17 protein-coding genes are annotated in these 16,319 nt (G+C 68.3%); 14 read left to right on the forward strand and 3 right to left on the reverse strand.

Annotated elements, in window-relative coordinates:
- The first annotated feature begins 1 nt into the window (after window position 1).
- The 9 genes from nuoG to B128_RS0108100 all read left to right on the forward strand — a co-directional run bounded on the left by nuoG (window position 2) and on the right by B128_RS0108100 (window position 9,766).
- Window positions 2–2,353: an NADH-quinone oxidoreductase subunit NuoG gene (gene nuoG, locus B128_RS0108060; RefSeq protein WP_026175127.1), complete on the forward strand. Its 2,352-nt coding sequence runs from the start codon at window positions 2–4 to the stop codon at window positions 2,351–2,353.
- Complete coding sequence (gene nuoH, locus B128_RS0108065; RefSeq protein WP_018111769.1) at window positions 2,350–3,441, forward strand: NADH-quinone oxidoreductase subunit NuoH; 1,092 nt, start codon at window positions 2,350–2,352, stop codon at window positions 3,439–3,441. The genes nuoG and nuoH overlap by 4 nt, the downstream gene beginning before the upstream one ends.
- Entirely contained in the window at window positions 3,438–3,986 is a 549-nt protein-coding gene (gene nuoI, locus B128_RS0108070; protein WP_018111770.1) for an NADH-quinone oxidoreductase subunit NuoI, read from the forward strand. Before nuoH ends, nuoI begins: the two co-directional genes overlap by 4 nt.
- On the forward strand, window positions 3,983–4,522 hold the full coding sequence (locus B128_RS0108075) for an NADH-quinone oxidoreductase subunit J family protein (protein ID WP_018111771.1): 540 nt from the start codon (window positions 3,983–3,985) through the stop codon (window positions 4,520–4,522). Before nuoI ends, B128_RS0108075 begins: the two co-directional genes overlap by 4 nt.
- Window positions 4,519–4,806, forward strand: coding sequence for an NADH-quinone oxidoreductase subunit NuoK (nuoK, locus tag B128_RS0108080; RefSeq protein WP_018111772.1), 288 nt, complete (start codon window positions 4,519–4,521; stop codon window positions 4,804–4,806). The genes B128_RS0108075 and nuoK overlap by 4 nt, the downstream gene beginning before the upstream one ends.
- On the forward strand, window positions 4,806–6,626 hold the full coding sequence (gene nuoL, locus B128_RS0108085; RefSeq protein ID WP_018111773.1) for an NADH-quinone oxidoreductase subunit L: 1,821 nt from the start codon (window positions 4,806–4,808) through the stop codon (window positions 6,624–6,626). Before nuoK ends, nuoL begins: the two co-directional genes overlap by 1 nt.
- Window positions 6,620–8,029, forward strand: coding sequence for a complex I subunit 4 family protein (locus tag B128_RS0108090; protein ID WP_018111774.1), 1,410 nt, complete (start codon window positions 6,620–6,622; stop codon window positions 8,027–8,029). The genes nuoL and B128_RS0108090 overlap by 7 nt, the downstream gene beginning before the upstream one ends.
- The gene (locus B128_RS0108095; RefSeq protein WP_018111775.1) at window positions 8,026–9,309 is read left to right on the forward strand and encodes an NADH-quinone oxidoreductase subunit N; all 1,284 of its coding nucleotides are present in this window, start codon (window positions 8,026–8,028) and stop codon (window positions 9,307–9,309) included. Before B128_RS0108090 ends, B128_RS0108095 begins: the two co-directional genes overlap by 4 nt.
- A gap of 76 nt (window positions 9,310–9,385) precedes the next feature.
- A complete protein-coding gene (locus tag B128_RS0108100) occupies window positions 9,386–9,766 on the forward strand; it encodes a hypothetical protein (protein WP_018111776.1) in 381 nt (126 codons plus the stop codon).
- On the opposite strand, the gene rocF is transcribed toward B128_RS0108100, so the two are convergent.
- Window positions 9,763–10,641, reverse strand: coding sequence for an arginase (gene rocF, locus B128_RS0108105; protein WP_018111777.1), 879 nt, complete (start codon window positions 10,639–10,641; stop codon window positions 9,763–9,765). The two genes, B128_RS0108100 and rocF, sit on opposite strands and share 4 nt — an antisense overlap.
- 85 nt (window positions 10,642–10,726) lie before the next feature.
- Between rocF and B128_RS0108110 the strand changes: the two genes are divergently transcribed.
- The 5 genes from B128_RS0108110 (at window position 10,727) to fabG (ending at window position 14,214) form a co-directional block, all read left to right on the forward strand.
- Window positions 10,727–11,263 carry a DUF177 domain-containing protein gene (locus B128_RS0108110; protein WP_018111778.1) on the forward strand — a complete coding sequence of 179 codons (537 nt, stop codon included), beginning with the start codon at window positions 10,727–10,729 and terminating at the stop codon, window positions 11,261–11,263.
- Window positions 11,264–11,324: 61 nt separating this feature from the next.
- On the forward strand, window positions 11,325–11,507 hold the full coding sequence (gene rpmF / locus B128_RS0108115) for a 50S ribosomal protein L32 (protein WP_014515146.1): 183 nt from the start codon (window positions 11,325–11,327) through the stop codon (window positions 11,505–11,507).
- A 91-nt stretch (window positions 11,508–11,598) separates the two neighbouring features.
- Window positions 11,599–12,567: a beta-ketoacyl-ACP synthase III gene (locus B128_RS0108120; protein WP_018111779.1), complete on the forward strand. Its 969-nt coding sequence runs from the start codon at window positions 11,599–11,601 to the stop codon at window positions 12,565–12,567.
- Window positions 12,567–13,484 carry an ACP S-malonyltransferase gene (fabD, locus tag B128_RS0108125; protein ID WP_018111780.1) on the forward strand — a complete coding sequence of 306 codons (918 nt, stop codon included), beginning with the start codon at window positions 12,567–12,569 and terminating at the stop codon, window positions 13,482–13,484. Before B128_RS0108120 ends, fabD begins: the two co-directional genes overlap by 1 nt.
- Window positions 13,477–14,214, forward strand: coding sequence for a 3-oxoacyl-[acyl-carrier-protein] reductase (gene fabG / locus B128_RS0108130; protein ID WP_018111781.1), 738 nt, complete (start codon window positions 13,477–13,479; stop codon window positions 14,212–14,214). The genes fabD and fabG overlap by 8 nt, the downstream gene beginning before the upstream one ends.
- 19 nt (window positions 14,215–14,233) lie before the next feature.
- Here fabG and B128_RS0108135 read toward each other — a convergent pair whose 3' ends face one another.
- Window positions 14,234–15,064, reverse strand: a complete 831-nt coding sequence (locus B128_RS0108135) for an ABC transporter ATP-binding protein (RefSeq protein ID WP_018111782.1) — start codon at window positions 15,062–15,064, stop codon at window positions 14,234–14,236.
- A 48-nt stretch (window positions 15,065–15,112) separates the two neighbouring features.
- Complete coding sequence (locus B128_RS0108140) at window positions 15,113–16,309, reverse strand: ABC transporter substrate-binding protein (RefSeq protein WP_018111783.1); 1,197 nt, start codon at window positions 16,307–16,309, stop codon at window positions 15,113–15,115.
- Window positions 16,310–16,319: the final 10 nt, after the last annotated feature.

Consider the following 16,319-nt stretch of genomic DNA (forward strand, 5'->3'; position numbering starts at 1 on the left):
GGTGGTCAGGGTCAAGGTAAACGACCGCGTGGTGGAAGTGCCCCCGGGGACTAGCGTCATGGATGCGGTGTTCCACGCGGGGTATGACGTGCCCCTCTTCTGCTCGGAAAAGCACCTCTCCCCCATCGGGGCCTGCCGCATGTGCCTGGTGCGCGTCGGCCTGCCCAAGAAGGGACCCGACGGCAAGCCGGTGCTGGACGCCAAGGGGGAGCCGGAGATCGCCTGGCAGCCCAAGCTGGCGGCGAGCTGCGTGACCCCGGTGGCGGAGGGGATGGTGGTGGACACCCTCTCCGACCTGGTGAAGGAGGCCCAGGCGGGGATGGTGGAGTTCACCCTCCTCAACCACCCCCTGGACTGCCCCACCTGCGACAAGGGCGGGGCCTGCGAGCTCCAGGACCGCACGGTGGAGTACGGGCTCTACGAGAAGTACTACCAGAAAGCCCCCCTGGAGCTTCCCGTGTACACCCGCTTTGCGTTCACCCGCCGCCACGTGGACAAGCACCACCCCCTCTCCCCCTTCGTGGTCCTGGACCGGGAGCGGTGCATCCACTGCAAGCGGTGCGTGCGCTACTTTGAGGAGGTCCCCGGGGACGAGGTGCTGGACTTCATTGAGCGGGGCGTGCACACCTTCATCGGCACCATGGACTTCGGCCTGCCCTCGGGCTTCTCCGGGAACATCACGGACATCTGCCCGGTAGGAGCCCTCCTGGACCTCACCGCCCGCTTCCGGGCCCGCAACTGGGAGATGGAGGAAACCCCCACCAGCTGCGCCCTGTGCCCCGTGGGGTGCGGCATCACCGTGGATACCCGCAGCGGGGAGCTCTTGCGCATCCGTGCCCGGGAGGTGCCTGAGGTCAACGAAATCTGGCTTTGCGACGCGGGCCGCTTCGGCCACGAGTGGGCCGACCAAAACCGCCTCAAGCGGCCCCTGGTGCGCAAGAACGGCCGCCTGGAGGAGGCCTCCTGGGAGGAGGCCTTCGCCGCCCTGCGGGAGGGGCTCAAGGAGGCCCGCCGGGAAGAGGTGGGTCTCTACCTGCCCCAGGACGCCACCCTCGAGGAGGGCCTGATGGCCGCGGAGCTGGCCAAGGCCCTCAAGACCCCCCACCTGGACTTCCAGGGCCGCACCGCCGCCCCAGCCAGCCTCTTCCCCCCGGCCACCCTGGAGGAGCTCCTCCTGGCCGACTTCGCCCTCGTCCTGGGCGACCCCACGGAGGAGGCCCCCATCCTTCACCTCCGCCTCTCCGAGTTCGTCCGCGACCTCAAGCCCCCCTTCCGCTTCCAGCACGGGACCCCCTTCGCCGACCTGCAGATCCGGGAGAGGATGTTCCGGCGCCTGGACAAGATGGCCGTCTTCGCCCCCTACCGCACCCCCCTCATGCGCTGGGCCGCCGTACACGGGGTCCACGCCCCCGGGGAGGAGCGGGAGGTCCTCCTAGCCCTCCTTGGGGAGAAGGAGGCCAGCGGCCCGGTCCAGCAGGCCAAGGAGGCCTGGGAGAAGGCGGAACGCCCCGTGCTCCTCCTGGGGGCCGGGGTGTTGCAGGACAGCGTGGCCGCGGAGAGGGCCAGGCTCCTGGCCGAGCGCAAGGGGGCCAAGGTCCTGGCCATGACCCCAGCGGCTAACGCCCGGGGCCTCGAGGCCATGGGGGTCTGGCCCGGGGAGAAGGGCGCCGCCTGGGACGAAGCCGGGGCCCCCTACGCTTACTACGGTTTCGTGCCCCCCGAGGCCGCCCTTCGGGAAAAGCGCTTCGTGGTCATGCACCTAAGCCACCTCCACCCCCTGGCCGAGCGGTACGCCCACGTGGTCTTCCCCGCCCCCACCTTCTACGAGAAGCGGGGGCACCTGGTGAACCTGGAGGGCCGGGTCCTCCCCCTCACCCCCGCCCCCATTGAGAACGGGGAGGCGGAAGGCGCCCTCCAGGTCCTGGCCCTGCTGGCCGAGGCCCTGGGGGTGAGACCTCCCTTCCGGCTCCACCTCGAGGCGGAAAAGGAACTCCGGGCCCGGAAGGTCCCATCCCCCATGGGCCTTCTGGCCTACCGCACCAAGGTCCTGCGGCCCAAGCCCCAGGAAGGACGCCTATTCCTCAGACCCACCATGTGGCGGGAGGCCCAGGGGGTGGGGAAGGCGGCCCAGGCCACGGTGAGGGAGCTTTGGGTCCACCCGGAAACCGCCCGGGCCGAGGCCCTGGTGGAAGGGGCCAAGGTGGCGGTGGAGACCCCCTACGGCCCCGTAGAGGCCCGGGTGGCCCTGCGGGAGGACCTGCCCAAGGGCTTTCTCTACCTCTCCGCCCTCGGTCCCCTGGCCGGGCGCCGGGCCGAGGCCAGGATCCTGGTCCCCACGGGAGGTGAGGCATGAACTACCCCCTGGACCCCTACTGGGTGGTGGCCCTGAAGGCCCTCTTGGTGGTGATCGGCCTCCTCACCGCCTTCGCCTTCATGACCCTCATTGAGCGCCGGCTCCTCGCCCGCTTTCAGATCCGCCTGGGACCCAACCGGGTGGGGCCCTCCGGCCTGCTCCAGCCCGTGGCCGACGCCATCAAGAGCATCTTCAAGGAAGACCTAGTGGTGGAAAAGGCTGACCGGGTGCTCTTCGTCCTGGCCCCCCTCATCGGGGTGGTCTTCGCCCTCCTGGCCTTTGGGGCCATCCCCTTCGGCCCCCCGGGAAGCTTCTTCGGCTACCAGCCCTGGGTCCTCAACCTGGACCTGGGCCTCCTCTACCTCTTCGCCGTGAGCGAGATGGCCATCTACGGCATCTTCCTGGCGGGATGGGCCTCGGGGAGCAAATACAGCCTCCTGGGCTCCTTGCGCTCCTCGGCCAGCCTCATCAGCTACGAGCTCGGCCTGGGCATCGCCCTCCTGGCCCCGGTGCTCCTGGTGGGAAGCCTGAACCTCCAGGACATCGTGAACTGGCAGAAGGAAAACGGCTGGCTCTTCCTCTACGCCTTCCCCGCCTTCTTGGTCTACGCCATCGCCGCCCTGGCCGAGGCCGCCAGAACGCCCTTTGACCTCCCGGAGGCGGAGCAGGAGCTGGTGGGGGGATACCACACGGAGTACAGCTCCATCAAGTGGGCCCTCTTCCAGATGACGGAGTACATCCACTTCATCACCGCCAGCGCCCTCATCCCCACCCTCTTCCTGGGCGGCTGGACCATGCCCTTCCTGGAGGTGCCCTACCTCTGGATGTTCCTCAAAATCGCCTTCTTCCTCTTCCTCTTCATCTGGATCCGGGCTACCTGGTTCCGCCTGCGCTACGACCAGCTCCTGCGCTTCGGCTGGGGCTTCCTCTTCCCGGTAGCCCTGGTGTGGTTCCTCATCACCGCCTTGGTGGTGGCCCTGGGCCTGCCCAGGAGCTACCTCCTCTACCTCTCTGCCCTGAGCTTCCTGGTGCTCCTGGCCGGGCTTTTCTACAGCCCCAAGCCCGTACGTAAAGGAGGTGGCGCATGACCCTGAAAGCCCTGGCGCAAAGCCTGGGGATCACCCTCAAGTACCTCTTCTCCAAACCCGTCACCGTCCCCTATCCCGATGCCCCCGTGGCCCTCAAGCCCCGCTTCCATGGCCGCCACGTGCTCACCCGGCACCCCAACGGCCTGGAGAAGTGCATTGGCTGCAGCCTCTGCGCCGCCGCCTGCCCCGCCTACGCCATCTACGTGGAACCGGCGGAGAACGACCCGGAAAACCCGGTTTCCGCCGGGGAGCGGTACGCCAAGGTGTACGAGATCAACATGCTCCGGTGCATCTTCTGCGGGCTTTGCGAAGAGGCCTGCCCCACCGGGGCCATCGTGCTGGGCTACGACTTTGAGATGGCGGACTACCAGTACTCCGACCTCATCTACGGCAAGGAGGACATGCTGGTGGACGTGATGGGCACCAAGCCCCAGCGCCGGGAGGCCAAGATGACCGGCAAGGCGGTGAAACCCGGCTATGTGGTCCCCTACGTGCGCCCGGAGCTGGAGGGCTTCCGCGCCCCCACGGAAGGAGGGAAGAAGTGAGCCCCTTGGAAGCCTTGGCCCTCCTCTTCCTCCTGGGAACCGGGGTCCTGGTGGTCACCCTGCGGAACGCCATCCACGCCGCCCTGGCCCTCATCGCCAACTTCCTGGTCCTAGCCGGGCTTTACGTGGCCCTGGACGCCAGGTTCCTGGGCTTCATCCAGATCATCGTGTATGCCGGGGCCATCGTAGTCCTCTTCCTCTTCGTCATCATGCTCCTCTTCGCCGCCCAAGGGGAGGTGGGCTTTGACCCCCTGGTGCGCAGCAAGCCCCTAGCCCTCCTGCTGGCCCTGGGGGTGGCGGGGGTACTCCTCTCGGGGCTTTGGGGGCTCAGGCTCGCCTTCACCCAGAACCTAGAGGGGGGCCTGCCCCAGGCCCTGGGGCCCCTCCTCTACGGGGACTGGCTCCTGGTGCTCCTGGCCGTGGGATTTTTGCTCATGGCGGCCACGGTGGTGGCGGTGGCCCTGGTCCAGCCCACCCGTCCCCTGGACGCCCTAAGGCCCGAGGAGCGTAAGGAGGAGAAGGAGGTGGTGCGGTGAGCTACCTCCTGGCCTCTGCCCTCCTCTTCGCCCTGGGGGTCTACGGGGTCCTGACCCGCAGGACCGCCATTCTGGTCTTCCTCTCCATAGAGCTCATGCTGAACGCCGCCAACCTCTCCCTGGTGGGCTTTGCCCGGGCCTACGGCCTGGAAGGGCAGGTGGCGGCCCTCATGGTGATCGCCATCGCCGCCGCGGAGGTGGCCGTGGGCCTGGGCCTCATCGTGGCCATCTTCCGCCACCGGGAGAGCACCGCGGTGGACGACCTCTCCGAGCTTAGGGGGTGATGATGCTTCTCCTCACGATTCTGCTTCCCCTCTTGGGCTTTGCCCTCCTGGGGCTCTTCGGCAAGCGCATGAAAGAACCCTTTCCCGGGGTCATCGCCTCCGGGCTGGTCCTGGCCTCCTTCCTCATCGGGGTGGGGCTTCTTTTGCGGGGGGAAAGCCATTTCCACGCGGAGTGGCTTCCCGGCATTCCCTTCAGCCTCCTCCTGGACCCCCTTTCGGGCTTCATGCTCATCATCGTGACCGGGGTGGGCTTCCTCATTCACGTCTACGCCATCGGCTACATGCACGGGGACCCGGGCTTTAGCCGCTTCTTCGCCTACTTCAACTTCTTCATCGCCATGATGCTCACCCTGGTCCTGGCCGACAGCTACCCGGTGATGTTCATCGGCTGGGAGGGGGTGGGCCTGGCCAGCTTCCTCCTCATCGGCTTCTGGTACAAAAACGCCCAGTACGCCGACTCCGCCCGCAAGGCCTTCATCGTGAACCGCATCGGCGACCTGGGCTTCATGCTGGGCATGGCCATCCTCTGGGCCCTTTACGGCACGCTTTCCATCAGCGAGCTCAGGGAGGCCCTGGAGGGCCCCCTCAAGAACCCCTCCCTCCTGGCCCTGGCGGGGCTTCTCCTCTTCCTGGGGGCGGTGGGCAAGAGCGCCCAGGTGCCCCTCATGGTCTGGCTCCCCGACGCCATGGCCGGCCCCACCCCCGTCTCCGCCCTCATCCACGCGGCCACCATGGTGACCGCGGGGGTCTACCTCATCGCCCGGAGCTCCTTCCTCTACAGCGCCCTTCCCGATGTCTCCTACACCATCGCCGTCATCGGCCTCCTGACCGCCTTCTACGGGGCCCTTTCCGCCTTCGGGCAGACGGATATCAAGAAGATCGTGGCCTACTCCACCATCAGCCAGCTGGGGTACATGTTCCTGGCCGCGGGGGTGGGGGCCTACTGGGTGGCCCTCTTCCACGTCTTCACCCATGCCTTCTTCAAGGCCCTCCTCTTCCTGGCCTCCGGCTCGGTAATCCACGCCCTGGGCGGGGAGCAGGACGTGCGCAAGATGGGCGGGCTCTGGAAGCACCTGCCCGCCACCCGATGGCACGGCCTGATCGGGGCCCTGGCCTTAGGGGGGCTTCCCCTCCTCTCGGGGTTCTGGTCCAAGGACGCCATCCTCACCGCCACCCTCACCCACCCCTTCGGGGGGGTGGGGTTCTACGTGGGGGCGCTCCTGGTGGCGGTGCTCACGGCCATGTACGCCATGCGCTGGTTCGTCCTGGTCTTCCTGGGGGAGGAGCGGGGCCACCACCACCCCCACGAGGCCCCTCCGGTCATGCTCTGGCCCAACCACCTCCTGGCCCTGGGCTCCCTCCTGGCGGGGTACTTGGCCCTGCCCCACCCCCTGCCCAACCTCCTGGAGCCCTTCCTCAAGCCCACCCTGGCGGAGCTTGAGTACCACCACCTCTCCCTGGGGGTGGAGTGGGGCCTGATCGCCCTCTCGGGAGCGGTGGCCCTCCTGGGGCTCTGGCTGGGCTACACCTTCTTCCAGAGGAAAGTCCTGCCCGGGTGGTACCTGCGCTTTGAAGCCTGGAGCCGGGAAAGCTTCTATGTGGACCAGGTGTACAACGCCCTCCTGGTGAACCCCTTAAAGGCCTTGGCCGAGGCCCTCTTCTATGGGGATGGCGGCCTCCTTCGGGGCTACTTTGGCCTAGGGAGCGGGGTGCGCCAAGTAGGGCAGGGCCTTGCCCGCCTGCAGGCCGGCTACCTTAGGGTCTACGCCCTTCTTTTCGTGCTGGGCGTGCTGCTCCTTCTGGGGGTGATGCGGTGGTAGTCTTGGCGATCCTCCTACCCATCCTGTTGGGCCTCCTGCTCCTCCTGGGCCTGCCCCGGTGGCTTGGGGTCCTGGGGGCAGGGGCCAGCTTCCTCCTCAACCTCTACCTCTTCCTGGCCCACCCCGGAGGGGTGGCCTACGGGGTCAAGGCCCCGCTCCTGCCCGGAGCCGGGGTGTACTGGGCCTTTGGCCTGGACGGGCTTTCCGCCCTCTTCTTCCTCACGGTGGGCCTCACCGTCTTTCTGGGAGCGCTGGTGGCCAAGGTGGAGGGGCGGTTTTTAGGTCTGGCCCTCCTCATGGAGGGCCTCCTCCTGGGGCTTTTCGCCGCCCGGGACCTTCTGGTCTTCTACGTCTTCTTTGAGGCGGCCCTGATCCCCGCCCTCCTCATGCTCTACTTCTATGGGGGTGAGGGACGGCTTAGGGCCATCTACACCTTCCTCCTCTTCACCCTGGCGGGCTCCTTGCCCATGCTGGCCGCCATCCTGGCGGTGAAGGTCCTGGGAGGAAGCCCCAGCTTCCTCCTGGAAGACCTCCTGGCCCACCCCGTGCAGGGGGGCGCGGCCTTATGGGTCTTCCTGGGCTTTGCCCTGGCCTTCGCCGTCAAGACCCCCCTCTTCCCCGTTCACGCCTGGCTTCCCCTCTTCCACCAGGAAAACCACCCCTCGGGCCTGGCCGACGCCCTGGGCACCCTGTACAAGGTGGGGGTCTTCGCCTTCTTCCGCTTTGCCATTCCCCTGGCCCCGGAAGGGTTTGCGGAAGCCCAGGGCCTTCTCCTCTTCCTGGCCGCGCTAGGAGCAGTTTACGGGGCCTGGGTGGCCTTCTCCGCCCGGGACTTCAAAACCCTCCTGGCCTATGCCGGGGTGTCCCACATGGGGGTGGCTGCCTTGGGCATCTTCTCGGGCACCCCCGAGGGGGCCCTGGGGGGGCTTTACCTCCTGGCGGCCAGCGGGGTGTACACCGGGGGGCTTTTCCTCCTGGCGGGGCGGCTTTACGAGAGGCTCCACACCCTGGAGATCGGCCGCTTCCGGGGCCTGGCGGCCAGCGCCCCCGGGATGGCCGCTTTGGCCCTCTTCCTCTTCCTGGCCATGGTGGGGCTTCCTGGGCTTTCCGGCTTCCCCGGGGAGCTCCTTACCCTCCTCGGGGCCTACAAGGCGAGCCCCTGGCTTGCCGCCTTGGCCTTCTTCTCGGTGATCGCCGGGGCAGCCTATGCCCTCACCGCCTTCCAGCGGACCTTCTGGGAGGAGGGCCCTAAGGGCATCGGGGACCTGGAGGGGGCCGAGTGGCCCTTCGCTGCCCTGGCGGTGGCGGCCCTGGTGCTCATGGGGGTCTTCCCCGGGTTCTTCCTCGAGGGCCTTAAGCCCCTGGCCGAGGCCTTCGCCCAACTTCTAGGAGGTGGCGCATGACCCTCCTGGTCCTGAGCGCGTTCTCCGTGGCCCTCACCCTTCTGGGCTTCTTCGTCTCCGTACCCCTTTTCAAGCGCCTCACCATCCTGGGGCTTTCCCTGGGCCTCCTCGCCCTCCTTCTCACCTGGGGGAAGCCCTTTGCCTTCGGGCCCTACCAGGTGGACGGCATCTCCCAGGTCTTCACCCTGCTTGCCCTTCTCGGGGCCCTTTGGACGGTGGGCCTGGTGCGCACCCGCCGCTTTGAGTTCCACCTGCTGGTCCTCTATGCCGCCACCGGCATGCACCTTTTGGCCTCCACCCAGAACCTGGTCCTGATGCTGGTGGCCCTCGAGGCCCTCTCCCTGCCCCTCTACGCCCTGGCCACCTGGCGGCGGGGGGAGGGTCTCGAGGCCGCCCTCAAGTACTTCCTTCTGGGGGCCCTGGCCGCGGCCTTCTTCCTCTACGGCACCGCCCTCCACTATGGGGCCACGGGTAGCCTCCTGGCGGGCACCCCTGGGGAGGGGCCCCTCTATGCCCTGGCCCTGGGCCTCCTCCTGGTGGGCCTGGGCTTCAAGGTGGCCTTGGCCCCCTTCCACTTCTGGACCCCGGACGTGTACCAGGGAAGCCCCACCCCCGTGGTCCTCTTCATGGCCACCGCGGTGAAGGCGGCGGCCTTTGCCGCCCTCCTGCGGGTGGCCGCCCCCGGGGTGCCGGAGGCCCTCACCCTCCTTATCGCCCTCTCGGTGGTCCTCGGGAACCTGGCCGCCTTGTCCCAGAAGGAGGCCAAGCGCCTCCTCGCCTACTCCTCCATCGCCCACGCGGGGTACATGGCCCTGGCCCTCTACACCGGCAACGCCCAGGCCCTGGGCTTCTACCTCCTCACCTACGTGCTGGCCACCGGCCTGGCCTTTGCCGTACTTAGCGAGGTCTCTGCCGACCGCGTGCCCCTGGAAAGCCTCCGGGGCCTCTTCCACCGGGACCCCCTCCTGGGCCTGGCCCTCCTGGTGGCCGCCCTCTCCCTCCTGGGCCTGCCCCCCCTGGCGGGCTTCTGGGGCAAGTACCTGGTCTTCAGCGAGGCCGCCCGCGTGGGGGCCTGGGGGGTTTTGGTGCTGGCCCTCCTCACCAGCGCCGTGAGCGCCTACTACTACCTGGCCCTGGGCCTCGCCCCCTTCCAGAAGGGGGAAGGACAGGCGGCCCCCAGGCCCCTGGCCCGCGGGGTGGCCCTGCTGGTGGCCCTCCTCCTCCTGCTCCTGGGCCTTTTCCCGGGCACCCTCCTTCCTGCCCTGGCCGCAGGTGGCTAAAAACCCCTTGCGCAAGGGGGCTCTTCGGAGCCCCCTTGTTCTTCTTTCCCCACCCCTCTAGAGTGGAGGCAAGGACATGGAAGACCCCTCGGCCCGTCTGCCCAAGGAGCTTCTCCGCAAGAATCCCTTGGCCTACGTGCGCCAGGGGGCTGAGGGCCTACCCAAGGACCTGCAGGGGGCTTGGCTTCTCGGGGTGGTGAGCGGTTTCCTCTGGCCCGAGGCCCCGCCCCCCCGGGACCTGAAGGCCCTTTTCCGCCGCATGGAGGGCGCCTGGCAGGAGGCCGAGGCCTACTTTTGGGAAAACGGCCTAGACTTCCCCGTTCTGGTGAGCGAGTGGGCCAGGAGTGCCCTAGAGCCCCTGCTGCACCGGAAGCGCCTCCCGGAGTTTGCCCACCTAGCCCAGGCCTTCTGCCAGGGGAAGGCCCTGGGGCAGGCCCTCCGCCGGCTTGCCTCCTAAAGGATGCGCTTGCCCAGGAGGCTCAAGGCCAGGCCCACCATCATCTCTGCCGTACGGTTCCTCTCGTCCAGGATGGGGTTCACCTCCACCAGGTCCAGGCTTCGCACCTGGCCCGACTGGGCCAGGATCTCCATGAGGAGGTGGGCCTCCCGGTAGGTGAGCCCCCCAGGCACCGGGGTCCCCACCCCGGGGGCCAGGGTGGGGTCCAGGACGTCCGCGTCCAGGGAGACGTGGAGGGGAAGGCCCTCAAGCCTGGCCAGAACCTCCTCGGCGATGCGGGCCACCCCCAGGCGGTCCACCTCGTGCATGGTGTAGACGGCCACGCCCATCTCCCGCAGGAGGCGCTTCTCCCCCGGGTCCAGGCTCCGCACCCCGATGAGCACCACGTCCTTGGGGTCCACGGCGTGGAAGGCCTCCGTGAGCCGGGGGTGGCCCAGGCCGCAAAGCACGGCCAGGGGCATGCCGTGGATGTTGCCGCTGGGGCTGGTCTCTGGGGTGTTGAAGTCCCCGTGGGCGTCCACCCAGATGACCCCCATGCGGCCCCGGGCCACCCCGGAGACCGAGCCCATGCTTAAGGAGTGGTCCCCCCCGAGGACGATGGGGAAGACGCCCTCCGGGAGCGCCTTTAGCCTTTCCTTAAGCTCCAGGGCCGCCTGGCGGATCTCCTCCAGGTAGGAGGCGTGGCGCCGGGCCCTGAGGGTCTCCGCCAGGGGGACCCGCACGTCCCCCAGGTCCTCCACCCCATAGCCCAGGGCCTCCAGTTCCTCCAGGAGCCGGGCGTAGCGCAGGGCCGAAGGCCCCATGTCCACCCCGCGCCGTCCCGCCCCCAGGTCCATGGGCACGCCGATCACCGCTACCCGGTCCATGGGGGGCATGCTAGCAGAAACCCCCATGCACCGCCCGGGAAGTTTATGCCCCCCCCCCTAGGAAAAAGGCCTTTTCGGGGCTATACTTGTAAGGATGGAACACCGCGAGGTGGCAAGCATCAACCTGGCCCGCCTCCTGAAGGAGGGCGGCACCACCCGGGCCGCCGGGGTGGTGCGGAAGGCCTTCCAGGTGGGGGAGGAGCGCTTTCTCCTGGAAGGCGAGGCCTCCTGGAAGGTGGCGGTCTCCGCGGTGGGGGGGGACGAGTACTGGCTCTCCGGGGAGGTGAAGGGCACGGTGCTCATGGAGTGCCGCCGTTGCCTCAGGCCCACCCCCACCCCCATCCACGCCCATTTCCAGCACCTCCTCCGCTACCAGCAGGGCCTTCCGGAGGTGGTCTTCCACGAGGAGGCGGAGGACGAGTACTACGCCTTCGGCGGGCCCGACCTGGACCTCATGCCCTTCCTCACCGAGGCCTTCGTGACGGAAATGCCCTACACCGTCCTCTGCCACGAGGGATGCAAGGGGCTTTGCCCGGTGTGCGGAGCCGACCGCAACCTGGTGGACTGCGGCCACGAGGCCGGACTCCAGCACCCCCTCCTGGGCCTCAAAGACCTCCTTTCCGAACTCTAGCGGGTCTGCTATACTACCAGGGGTTTAGCGGGGGGCCTGCCCCCCCCACGGAGGACTGGAGATGGCCAAGCACCCTGTACCCAAGAAGAAGACCTCTAAGGCGCGGCGCGACGCCCGCAGGAGCCACCACGCCCTGACCCCCCCGACCCTGGTGCCCTGCCCCGAGTGCAAGGCCATGAGGCCCCCCCACACCGTCTGCCCGGAGTGCGGCTACTACGACGGGCGCAAGGTGCTGGAAGTCTAGACCGGGTCAAGACTCCCTGGCCCCGGCCCCCGGGGCCTCAACTTTTTTCATGCCCACTGGGTATAGTGGGGCCCATGACAGGAGGTCAGGCATGAGCGGCATCCTGGCCCTGGGGGCTTACGCCCCGCAGAGGGTCATGCGCAACGAGGAGTTTGAGGCCTACCTGGACACCTCCGACGAGTGGATCGTGACCCGCACCGGGATCCGGGAAAGGCGCATCGCCGCGGAGGACGAGTACACCTCGGACCTGGCCTTCCGCGCGGTGGAGGACCTCCTGGCCCGGCACCCGGGGGCCCTCGAGGGGGTGGACGGGGTGATCGTGGCCACCAACACCCCAGACGCCCTTTTCCCCGACACCGCCGCCCTGGTGCAGGCCCGCTTTGGCCTTCAAGCCTTCGCCTACGACCTCCTGGCGGGCTGCCCGGGCTGGCTCTACGGCCTGGCCCAGGCCCACGCCCTGGTGGAGGCGGGCCTGGCCCGCAAGGTGCTGGTGGTGGGGGCGGAGGCCCTCTCCAAGATCCTGGACTGGAACGACCGCTCCACCGCCGTGCTCTTCGGGGACGGGGGCGGAGCGGCGGTGGTGGGAAGGGTGCGGGAGGGGTTTGGCTTCCGCTCCTTCGTGCTGGGGGCGGATGGGAGCGGAGCCAAGGAGCTCTACCACGCCTGCGTGGCCCCGCGGCTTCCCGACGGCACCTCCATGCGCAACCGCCTCTACATGAACGGGCGGGAGGTCTTCAAGTTCGCCGTGCGGGTGATGAACACCGCCACCCTCGAGGCCATAGAGAAGGCAGGCCTGCACCCCGAGGACATCAAGGCCTTTGTCCCCCACCAGGCCAACCTGCGCATCATTGACGCCGCCCGGGAGCGCCTGGGCCTCCCCTGGGAGCGGGTGGTGGTGAACGTGGACCGCTTCGGCAACACCTCCACCGCCTCCATCCCCCTGGCCCTCAAGGAGGCGGTGGACGAGGGGCGCATCCAGGAGGGGGACCACGTGCTCCTGGTTTCCTTTGGCGCCGGGCTCACCTGGGCCGCGGCGGTCCTCACCTGGGGAGGGGCCTGATGTACGCCGCCCTTTTCCCGGGCCAAGGCTCCCAGCGGGTGGGGATGGGCCGGGCTCTTTACGAGGCTTTCCCCGCGGCCAAGGAAGTGCTGGAGCGGGCCGAGGCCACGCTCCCTGGCCTCCTTCGGGTGATGTGGGAGGGCCCCGAGGAGGCCCTCACCCTCACGGAAAACCAACAGCCCGCCCTCCTGGCGGTGGGCTACGCCGCCTACCGGGCCTTCCTGGCGGCAGGGGGGAAGGAACCCCTTTTGGCCGCGGGGCACTCCCTGGGGGAGTGGACCGCCCACGTGGCCGCGGGCACCCTGGAACTGGAGGACGCCTTAAGGCTTGTGCGCCTGCGGGGAAGGTACATGCAAGAGGCCGTGCCCCCGGGGGAAGGGGCCATGGCCGCGGTGCTGAAGCTTCCCCTGGGGGAAATCCAAAGGGCCTTGGAAGGGCTTGAGGGGGTGGAGGTGGCCAACCTCAACGCCCCCGAACAGACGGTGCTTTCCGGGCGCAAAGAGGCGGTGGAGAAGGCGGCCGAACGGCTTAGGGAAAAACGGGCCCGCATCGTCTTCCTGCCCGTCTCCGCCCCCTTCCACTCCTCCCTGATGGCCCCCGCGCAAAAGCGCCTGGCCCAGGACCTGGCGGAAGTAGCCCTCAGGCGGCCCCGCTTCCCCGTCTACAGCAACGTGACCGCCAGGCCCGAGGAGGACCCGGAAAGAATCCGGGAGCTTCTCCTAAAGCAGATCACCAGCCCCGTGCGCTGGGTGGAGACCCTTTTGGACATGGAAGGGAGGGGGGTGAGGCGCTTTCTGGAGTTCGGCAGCGGGGAGGTGCTGAAGGGCCTGGTGGCCCGGACCCTCCCCGGCGCCCAGGTCCAGAGCGTCACCGACCCCGAAAGCCTGAAGCACGCCCTGGAGGTGGAGAATGCGTAAAGCCCTAGTCACCGGAGCCAGCCGCGGCATCGGCCGGGCCATCGCCTTAAGGCTTGCCCGGGAAGGCTTTGCCCTGGCCATCCACTACGGCCAGAACCGGGAAAAGGCCGAGGCGGTGGCCGAGGAGGCCAGGAGGCTGGGTAGCCCCCTGGTGGCCCTCCTGGGGGCCAACCTGCTGGAGGCGGAGGCCGCCACCCTCTTGGTCCACCAGGCGGCCGAGGTGCTGGGCGGGCTGGACACCCTGGTGAACAACGCCGGCATCACCCGGGACACCCTTTTGGTGCGCATGAAGGACGAGGACTGGGAGGTGGTCCTCGAGGCCAACCTCTCCGCCGCCTTCCGCACCACCCGGGAGGCCATCAAGCTGATGATGAAGGCCCGCTTCGGCCGCATCGTGAACATCACCAGCGTGGTGGGCCTCCTGGGCAACCCCGGCCAGGCCAACTACGTGGCCTCCAAGGCCGGGCTCATCGGCTTCACCCGGGCGGTGGCCAAGGAGTACGCCGGCCGGGGCATCACGGTGAACGCCGTGGCCCCCGGCTTCATCCAGACGGAGATGACGGAGAAACTCCCCCCCGAGGTGAAGGAGGCCTACCTCAAGTCCATCCCCGCTGGGCGCTTCGGCCAGCCCGAGGAGGTGGCCGAGGCCGTGGCCTTTTTGGTCTCCGAGGCCGCCGGCTACATCACCGGCCAGACCCTGTGCGTGGACGGGGGGCTCACCCCCCACTGAGGGCCAAGGGGGTCGGGGCCTACATGAAGCGCTTCCGGCGCTTGTAGGCCTTGACCTCCTTGAAGCTCTTCCGCCCACCCCCCTTGGCCACCCCCAGGTAGAACTCCTGCACGTCGGGGTTTTCCAGGAGGTAGTCCCGGTCTCCCTCCAGGACGATGCGCCCCGTTTCCATGATGTAGCCGTAGTGGGCGATGGAAAGGGCCACCCGGGCGTTCTGCTCCACCACCAGCACCGTCACCCCCTCCTCGGCGTTCACCCGGGCCACGATGTCAAAGATCTCCCGCACCAAAAGAGGGGCCAGACCCAGGGAAGGCTCGTCCAGAAGGAGGAGGCGGGGCTTGGCCAAGAGGGCCCGGCCGATGGCGATCATCTGCTGCTCCCCTCCGGAGCAGTACCCCGCCAGGCGGTGCCGCAGGTCGGCCAGCCGGGGGAAGTAGTGGTAGATGCGCTCCAGCTCCTCCTTGAGGTGGACTTCCTTGCGGGTGAGGGTGCCTACCCGCAGGTTCTCCTCCACGGTGAGATGCTTGAAGACCCGCCGGCCCTCCAGCACCTGCACGATGCCCAGGCGCACGATCTCCTCGGGAGGGCGGCCGTGGATGGGCTCGCCCCGGTAAAGGATCTCCCCCCGGACCACCTCCCCGTCTTCGGGGATGAGGAGGCCGGAGATGGCCCGGAGCGTGGTGGTCTTCCCCGCCCCGTTAGGGCCCAGGAGGGCGGTGATGCGCCCCTCGGGCACCTTCAGGGAGACGCCGCGGAGCACCTGGATGATGTCGTGGTAGACCACCTCAATGTTGTTGACCAGGAGCAGGATGGGGCCCAAGTCCTCAGGACGCGTGGGGTTCAGGTCCATGGCGGTAAAGGAAGGCCCGGGAGGAGGCCCCCCCGGGCCGGCTAGGGGCTACTGGCCGTAGTGCACCTGGCGGAAGAGGAGGGAGGTGAAGGGCTCGGTGATGGGCACGAAGCGTCCTCCCTTGACCTCGAGGATCCTGAGCCCCTCCGCCCCGGTGCGCTCACTCTTGGTGAAGTCTACCTCAATGCCCTGCTTGGTAGAGACCGCCAGGCCCGGCCTGAAAGCGTTGGGCCCGTTCATGCCCACGATGGCCTGGTAAACGGTCTCATTGGTCACCCGCTTGAAGCGCTCCTGGGCCCGCTTGATGGCCTCAACGGCGATGGCCGCCGCCAGCATGCCCGCGGTGTAGTTGTGGTTCTCCGCGTAGCTGGCCGGCCGCCCGAAGCGGGAGACCAGCTCCTTCTGCAGCCGGATGCCCGGGGTGTCCTCCTGGGGGGTGTAGTAGGGGCTGGCCCAGAGGAAGCCCTCCGCCGCCTCCCCTGCCAGGCTGATGAGGTCCACCCCGCCGGTGTACACCGCCCCCAGGTGGCGCATCTTCCCGGAAAGCCCCAGACGCCGGGTGTCCTTGAGGATGTTGGCCACGGGGCCGGCCACGTTCTGGTGCACCACGAACTCCACTCCCGCCGCCTCAAAGCGCCGGAGGAGGGCGGTGTTGTCCAGGTTGCCGCCACCCACCTCCTGCACGTCCACGATCTGGAGGCCCAGACGCTGGGCCGCCTTGCGGGCATCCTCCACGGGGGCACGCCCGAAGGGGGAGGGGTGGACCACCAGGGCCACCTTGGCCCCCTTCTTCTGCTTGGCCACGTACTCCAGGAGGGCCACCACCTGCTCGGAGTAGGTGGAAACGGGGATGAAGAAGTAGTCCCCGTTGGGCGGGTCAATGAGGCCCACGTGGTTGGAGGCCGGCATGGTGACAATCTTCAGCTCCTGGACCAGGGCCTTCATCTGCAGCATCCCCCCGGTGCTGTAGCCCAGGTAGATGGGGATCTTGAAGCGGTCCACCGCCTCCTCAAAGAGGCGCTGCGTGGTGGCGTTATCGTAGCGGTCGTCCCGCACCACGCAGTTCAGGACCACCCCCGGGATGCTCCGGACCATGTGCCGGCAGTAGTCCTCAATCCCCGCTCCGTAGGGGGCCCCGGTCTCCGAGGTGGGCCCGGTGATGGCCCCCGACCAGAAGAGGGTCACCTGCTGCTGGCCCAAGGCCAGCCCCAACGCCGCCATCAGTCCTACCAACACCTTTTTCATGCTCCTCCCT

It is taken from the genome of Thermus igniterrae ATCC 700962 (genome assembly GCF_000376265.1).
GTDB lineage: Bacteria > Deinococcota > Deinococci > Deinococcales > Thermaceae > Thermus > Thermus igniterrae.

Excerpts from the sequence above, each read along its gene's own strand:
- fabG (WP_018111781.1), top strand. The coding sequence starts at position 13,477 with ATGCGTAAAGCCCTAGTCACCGGAGCCAGCCGCGGCATCGGCCGGGCC.
- B128_RS0108135 (WP_018111782.1), bottom strand. The coding sequence starts at position 15,064 with ATGGACCTGAACCCCACGCGTCCTGAGGACTTGGGCCCCATCCTGCTC.
- nuoL (WP_018111773.1), top strand. The coding sequence starts at position 4,806 with ATGATGCTTCTCCTCACGATTCTGCTTCCCCTCTTGGGCTTTGCCCTC.
- B128_RS0108100 (WP_018111776.1), top strand. The coding sequence starts at position 9,386 with ATGGAAGACCCCTCGGCCCGTCTGCCCAAGGAGCTTCTCCGCAAGAAT.
- fabD (WP_018111780.1), top strand. The coding sequence starts at position 12,567 with ATGTACGCCGCCCTTTTCCCGGGCCAAGGCTCCCAGCGGGTGGGGATG.
- B128_RS0108140 (WP_018111783.1), bottom strand. The coding sequence starts at position 16,309 with ATGAAAAAGGTGTTGGTAGGACTGATGGCGGCGTTGGGGCTGGCCTTG.
- nuoI (WP_018111770.1), top strand. The coding sequence starts at position 3,438 with ATGACCCTGAAAGCCCTGGCGCAAAGCCTGGGGATCACCCTCAAGTAC.
- rpmF (WP_014515146.1), top strand. The coding sequence starts at position 11,325 with ATGGCCAAGCACCCTGTACCCAAGAAGAAGACCTCTAAGGCGCGGCGC.
- B128_RS0108120 (WP_018111779.1), top strand. The coding sequence starts at position 11,599 with ATGAGCGGCATCCTGGCCCTGGGGGCTTACGCCCCGCAGAGGGTCATG.
- B128_RS0108110 (WP_018111778.1), top strand. The coding sequence starts at position 10,727 with ATGGAACACCGCGAGGTGGCAAGCATCAACCTGGCCCGCCTCCTGAAG.
- B128_RS0108095 (WP_018111775.1), top strand. The coding sequence starts at position 8,026 with ATGACCCTCCTGGTCCTGAGCGCGTTCTCCGTGGCCCTCACCCTTCTG.
- nuoH (WP_018111769.1), top strand. The coding sequence starts at position 2,350 with ATGAACTACCCCCTGGACCCCTACTGGGTGGTGGCCCTGAAGGCCCTC.
- rocF (WP_018111777.1), bottom strand. The coding sequence starts at position 10,641 with ATGCCCCCCATGGACCGGGTAGCGGTGATCGGCGTGCCCATGGACCTG.